The 3,588-nt window shown below is 70.3% G+C and carries 6 protein-coding genes; 1 reads left to right on the forward strand and 5 read right to left on the reverse strand.

Translation table 11 applies throughout. From position 1 onward, the window contains the following. From G6021_RS00395 to G6021_RS00405, 3 genes are all read right to left on the reverse strand, one after another. A partial coding sequence (locus G6021_RS00395; protein WP_241731331.1) for a maleylpyruvate isomerase N-terminal domain-containing protein occupies window positions 1–256 on the reverse strand: 256 nt, incomplete at its 3' end. Beyond that, complete coding sequence (locus G6021_RS00400) at window positions 253–1,119, reverse strand: acyl-CoA thioesterase domain-containing protein (protein WP_182640452.1); 867 nt, start codon at window positions 1,117–1,119, stop codon at window positions 253–255. The genes G6021_RS00395 and G6021_RS00400, both read right to left, overlap by 4 nt. A gap of 4 nt (window positions 1,120–1,123) precedes the next feature. Beyond that, on the reverse strand, window positions 1,124–1,813 hold the full coding sequence (locus tag G6021_RS00405) for a TetR-like C-terminal domain-containing protein (RefSeq protein ID WP_347238889.1): 690 nt from the start codon (window positions 1,811–1,813) through the stop codon (window positions 1,124–1,126). A gap of 182 nt (window positions 1,814–1,995) precedes the next feature. Between G6021_RS00405 and G6021_RS00410 the strand changes: the two genes are divergently transcribed. Continuing rightward, on the forward strand, window positions 1,996–2,685 hold the full coding sequence (locus G6021_RS00410; protein ID WP_182640454.1) for an enoyl-CoA hydratase/isomerase family protein: 690 nt from the start codon (window positions 1,996–1,998) through the stop codon (window positions 2,683–2,685). A gap of 138 nt (window positions 2,686–2,823) precedes the next feature. Here the strand turns inward: G6021_RS00410 and G6021_RS00415 are convergent, their stop codons facing one another. Further along, the gene (locus G6021_RS00415; protein ID WP_182615654.1) at window positions 2,824–3,162 is read right to left on the reverse strand and encodes an Lsr2 family protein; all 339 of its coding nucleotides are present in this window, start codon (window positions 3,160–3,162) and stop codon (window positions 2,824–2,826) included. Between the two features lie 134 nt (window positions 3,163–3,296). Next, the coding region (locus G6021_RS00420) for a CbiX/SirB N-terminal domain-containing protein (RefSeq protein ID WP_277817910.1) at window positions 3,297–3,588 on the reverse strand (292 nt) is incomplete at its 5' end.

The following is a 3,588-nucleotide window of genomic DNA, read 5'->3' on the forward strand; positions in this document are numbered from 1 at the left end:
GGGCGGACTTCATGGCCTCGCCCAGGCCCCGCGAGCGCTCGTGCGGGTTCCCGTCGCGCACCGTGACGCCGCCCCACCGGTTGACGGCGCCGAGGTGGGTGACGAGGTCGTGCACCGTCCACTCCGGGCACGACGGCACAGGAGCAGCCAGGTCGACGGCTGCCGAGTCGCCGCCGCCGGCGAGCGCGAACCGCACCAGACCGACCTGGGCCTCGATCGCGTCGAGCATCCGCTCCCGCGTCAACCTCGCGCTCATACGCGCGTCGCCGCCTCGTTCGATCCGATCGATCCGCTGTCCTCCGTGCCCGCCCTACGGCGGGTGAAGTCGATCTGCCGTCCCGCGTTGGACACCGCCACCACGGTTCCGGTGCCGAACACGCCGTCGCGGTCGAACAGCGAGGCGCTGCCCACCGCCACCCCGGCGTCGCTGAGGTGCTCGTCGGCCTCGATGCCGATGTCGCCCGAACGGGGCAGGCGGGCCAGCGCCACGGTGAGATCGGCGTTGATGAAACCGATGCCCTCGTCGCCCCAGTGGGACATGAGACTGGTGGACTCGGCCAGGGTCACGGCCCGCTGGAACGGGGTCGCGGCCTCACCGGCCACCACGTCCAATGGATGCAGCCAGAACCGCTTGCGCTGGTCGTTCTGGTGCGCGCTCATGTCGCGACTCCACGCCTCCCCCTCGTCGCCGCTGCCGAAGAACACGTTCGACCCCGGCCGGTTCTCGGTGGGGTCCGCCTCCGGCGGGGCCCCCACCCGTCGTCCCGAGCGCCACACATTTCCCGGTGGCTGCTCGCCGCGGCGCAACTGCACGAGGGTGCCCCGGGCGACCAGCTTCCCCTCCTGCAGCATCCGGACGTCCGCGACCCGGATACGGTTGCCGGCCCGGACCTCCTCCGTCACCGCGACCAGCGGCTCGGTGCGGACGGGCGCGAAGAGGTCCACGGTGAGACGGGCGGGCTGGAACCCCTCCGCCCTGTGCTCGGCCTCGAGAGCGCGGGCCGAGGCCACCACGACCGCCGGCCCGTTGACCATGGTCTCCGACCAGGCGCTGCGCGCGTACCTGGTGGGGATGTACGCCCCCGACTCGTCGAGGGTGAAGAACGAACGCTCGCTCATGAGGTCAGCCCACCATTCCGATAGAAGAGGTTGCGGGTCCGGCGGCTGTGGCCGGGCGGACTCCGCCGGCGGCCCAGGACCGCAGGATCGCCGCGAGCTGCGTCTCGAAGTACTGCTCGGCGCTCGGCGACTCACGCCACACGCTGAGTTCCAGCGACACGACCCCGTGGAGCGAGGCCCAGATCGCGGTGGCCGCCTCGTGCACGTCGGTGGCCCGGAAGACCCCCTCGTCCACCAACGCGTCGACGATCTCCAGCAGCGGTTCCCTCCACTGCGGGTCGCGCGACTGCGGCTCGCGGCGGTCGGCGCCGACGCGGGGTGAGCGGACGGGCTCCCCCACGACGAGCGCGTACAGCCCCTGGTTCTCCAGCGCCCACCGGCGGTAGGCGCGGCACAGGGAGCGCATGTCGGTCTCGACACTGTCGTGACGCAGCGACTCCCGCAGCGCGTCGGCGAGCATGCGATCCGCCTCCTCCGCGACCGCGGCGAGCAAGCCGGACTTGCCCCCGAACATCGTGTAGATGGCCGTGGTGGAGGTGCCCTGCGAGGCGGCCAGCGGCCGCAGTCCGAGCTGCTCCGGCGCCGCTCCCCGGAGCCTGCGCGTGGCCTCCCTCAGGATCCCCAGCCGGAGGGCCTCGTCGTACTGGGCGTGGGGTGGGGCGCCGGTGGTCGCGCGGAAGGGGGAACGGGTCACCCGGGCAGGGTACGACGACGACGTCGCCATCGCGTCACAACGCCGTGGCGTGTCCAGCGGAACGGTGTCATCCCACCGCCATCACACGGGACTCCCGGCCCCCACGCGGGGCGCGGTGGACGGGCGTGACAACGGTGTCCCACCTGCCGTGACGGCGTTGCCGGGGATCTACGCTGGAGCCCATGCCCACACTGAGCCGTCACGAGTCCGTCTTCGTCCTCCGCTTCTCCGAGCCGGAGAACCCCGCGGACGCCCCGGACAACGCCTTCTCCCCCGACTTCCTGGACTCCCTCGATGCCGCCTTCGACGAGGTCGAGGCGTCCGAGGGGCCGGCGGCCCTGGTCACGACCGGGGCGGGGAAGTTCTACTCCAACGGTCTCGACCTGACGGTGATCGCCTCCGATCCCGCCGGCCTGCCCGCCTATGTCTCGCGGGCCCAGCGGGTGTTCGCCCGGGTCCTGCGGCTCGAGCTACCCACGGTGGCCGCGGTCAACGGGCACGCGTTCGGAGCCGGGGCGATGCTGGCCCTGTCCCACGACCACCGCGTCATGCGCGCCGACCGCGGATTCTGGAACCTGCCCGAAGCGCAGCTGGGGATGCCGTTCCCTCCGGGGATGAACGCGCTCATCACCACCCGGCTGCCCCACACGGTGGCGAGCACGGCCATGCTCACCTCCAAGCGCTATGCGGCGGACGAGGCGATCGCGGCCGGGATAGCCCATGAGGCGGCCGAGGCGGACGCGGTGCTCGACCGCGCGATGACGGTCGCGGCGGAGATGGCTCCGCTCCGGAGTGCCAACTACGCCGGAATCCGTGCAGGACTCGTCGCCGGCGCTCTCTCGCACCTGGATGAGCCGATCACGCGACTCTGAGCGAACTCATCCGGCGGACAATTCCCGCGGCTCGACGGCGGTGAGGTCGCGACTTCCGTCCTCCAACCGGTGCTACATGCCAATACACGGAAGGGCCCGCACCCCGTCTCCCGGGGATGCGGGCCCTCGCGCGTGCGATCAGTTGGCGGCGGCGTACGCCTCCATCACGTCGGCCGGGATGCGGCCGCGATCAGAGACCTCGAAGCCGTTTTCCCGCGCCCATTCGCGAATGGCCTTGGTATCGCCCGAGCCGGACTTGGCGGCGGCCTTGCGCGCCGGCTTGCTCTTGCTTCCGGTCACGGGGTGACCTGCGTCGATGTACGGGGCCATCACCTCACGGAAGGCGTCGGCATTCTCGTCGCTCAGGTCGATGGAGTATTCCTTGCCCTCGAAGGCGAACGAGATGGAATTGGCCTCTTCGCCCAGTTCCGTTCCGTCGATGTCATCGATGTACCTGACCTGGAATTGCTGAGCCATTGATTCTCCTAGCTAGGTGCGACCACTACTACACAACAGTATGCACCAGCACCGGGAAATTATGCCCGGTCACATTTGCCGGCCATTCTCGATAAGTGATCCGTTTATTATGGGATCGAGAACAGTCGGGCCGGTCAGCGGATTAAATCCGTCGAATTCTTCAGGTATAACCGGACAATCAGATCGACTATCTCCGGGTTCGCGCCGAGCGGCGGTGAGGTCACGTCCGCGCCGGCCGCCGCGATCCGGTCCGCGAAGAACCCGGGCGCCAGCAGGTGGGTCGCCACGGCCACCCGGCGATGACCCCGCTCCCTGAACCCGGTGATCGCGTCGGCGACGGTCGGACTGGCCGCGGAGGCGAACCCGGCGGACACCGGTACCCCCAGGACCCTCTCGAGGGCCGAGGCCAGGGCCCGCGTCTCGGCC

The organism is Dietzia sp. CW19 (assembly GCF_014145265.1).
GTDB classification, from domain to species: domain Bacteria; phylum Actinomycetota; class Actinomycetes; order Mycobacteriales; family Mycobacteriaceae; genus Dietzia; species Dietzia natronolimnaea.

Bases quoted from the DNA above. Each gene is read 5' to 3' on its own strand.
- G6021_RS00415 (WP_182615654.1), bottom strand. From the start codon at position 3,162: ATGGCTCAGCAATTCCAGGTCAGGTACATCGATGACATCGACGGAACG.
- G6021_RS00410 (WP_182640454.1), top strand. From the start codon at position 1,996: ATGCCCACACTGAGCCGTCACGAGTCCGTCTTCGTCCTCCGCTTCTCC.
- G6021_RS00400 (WP_182640452.1), bottom strand. From the start codon at position 1,119: ATGAGCGAGCGTTCGTTCTTCACCCTCGACGAGTCGGGGGCGTACATC.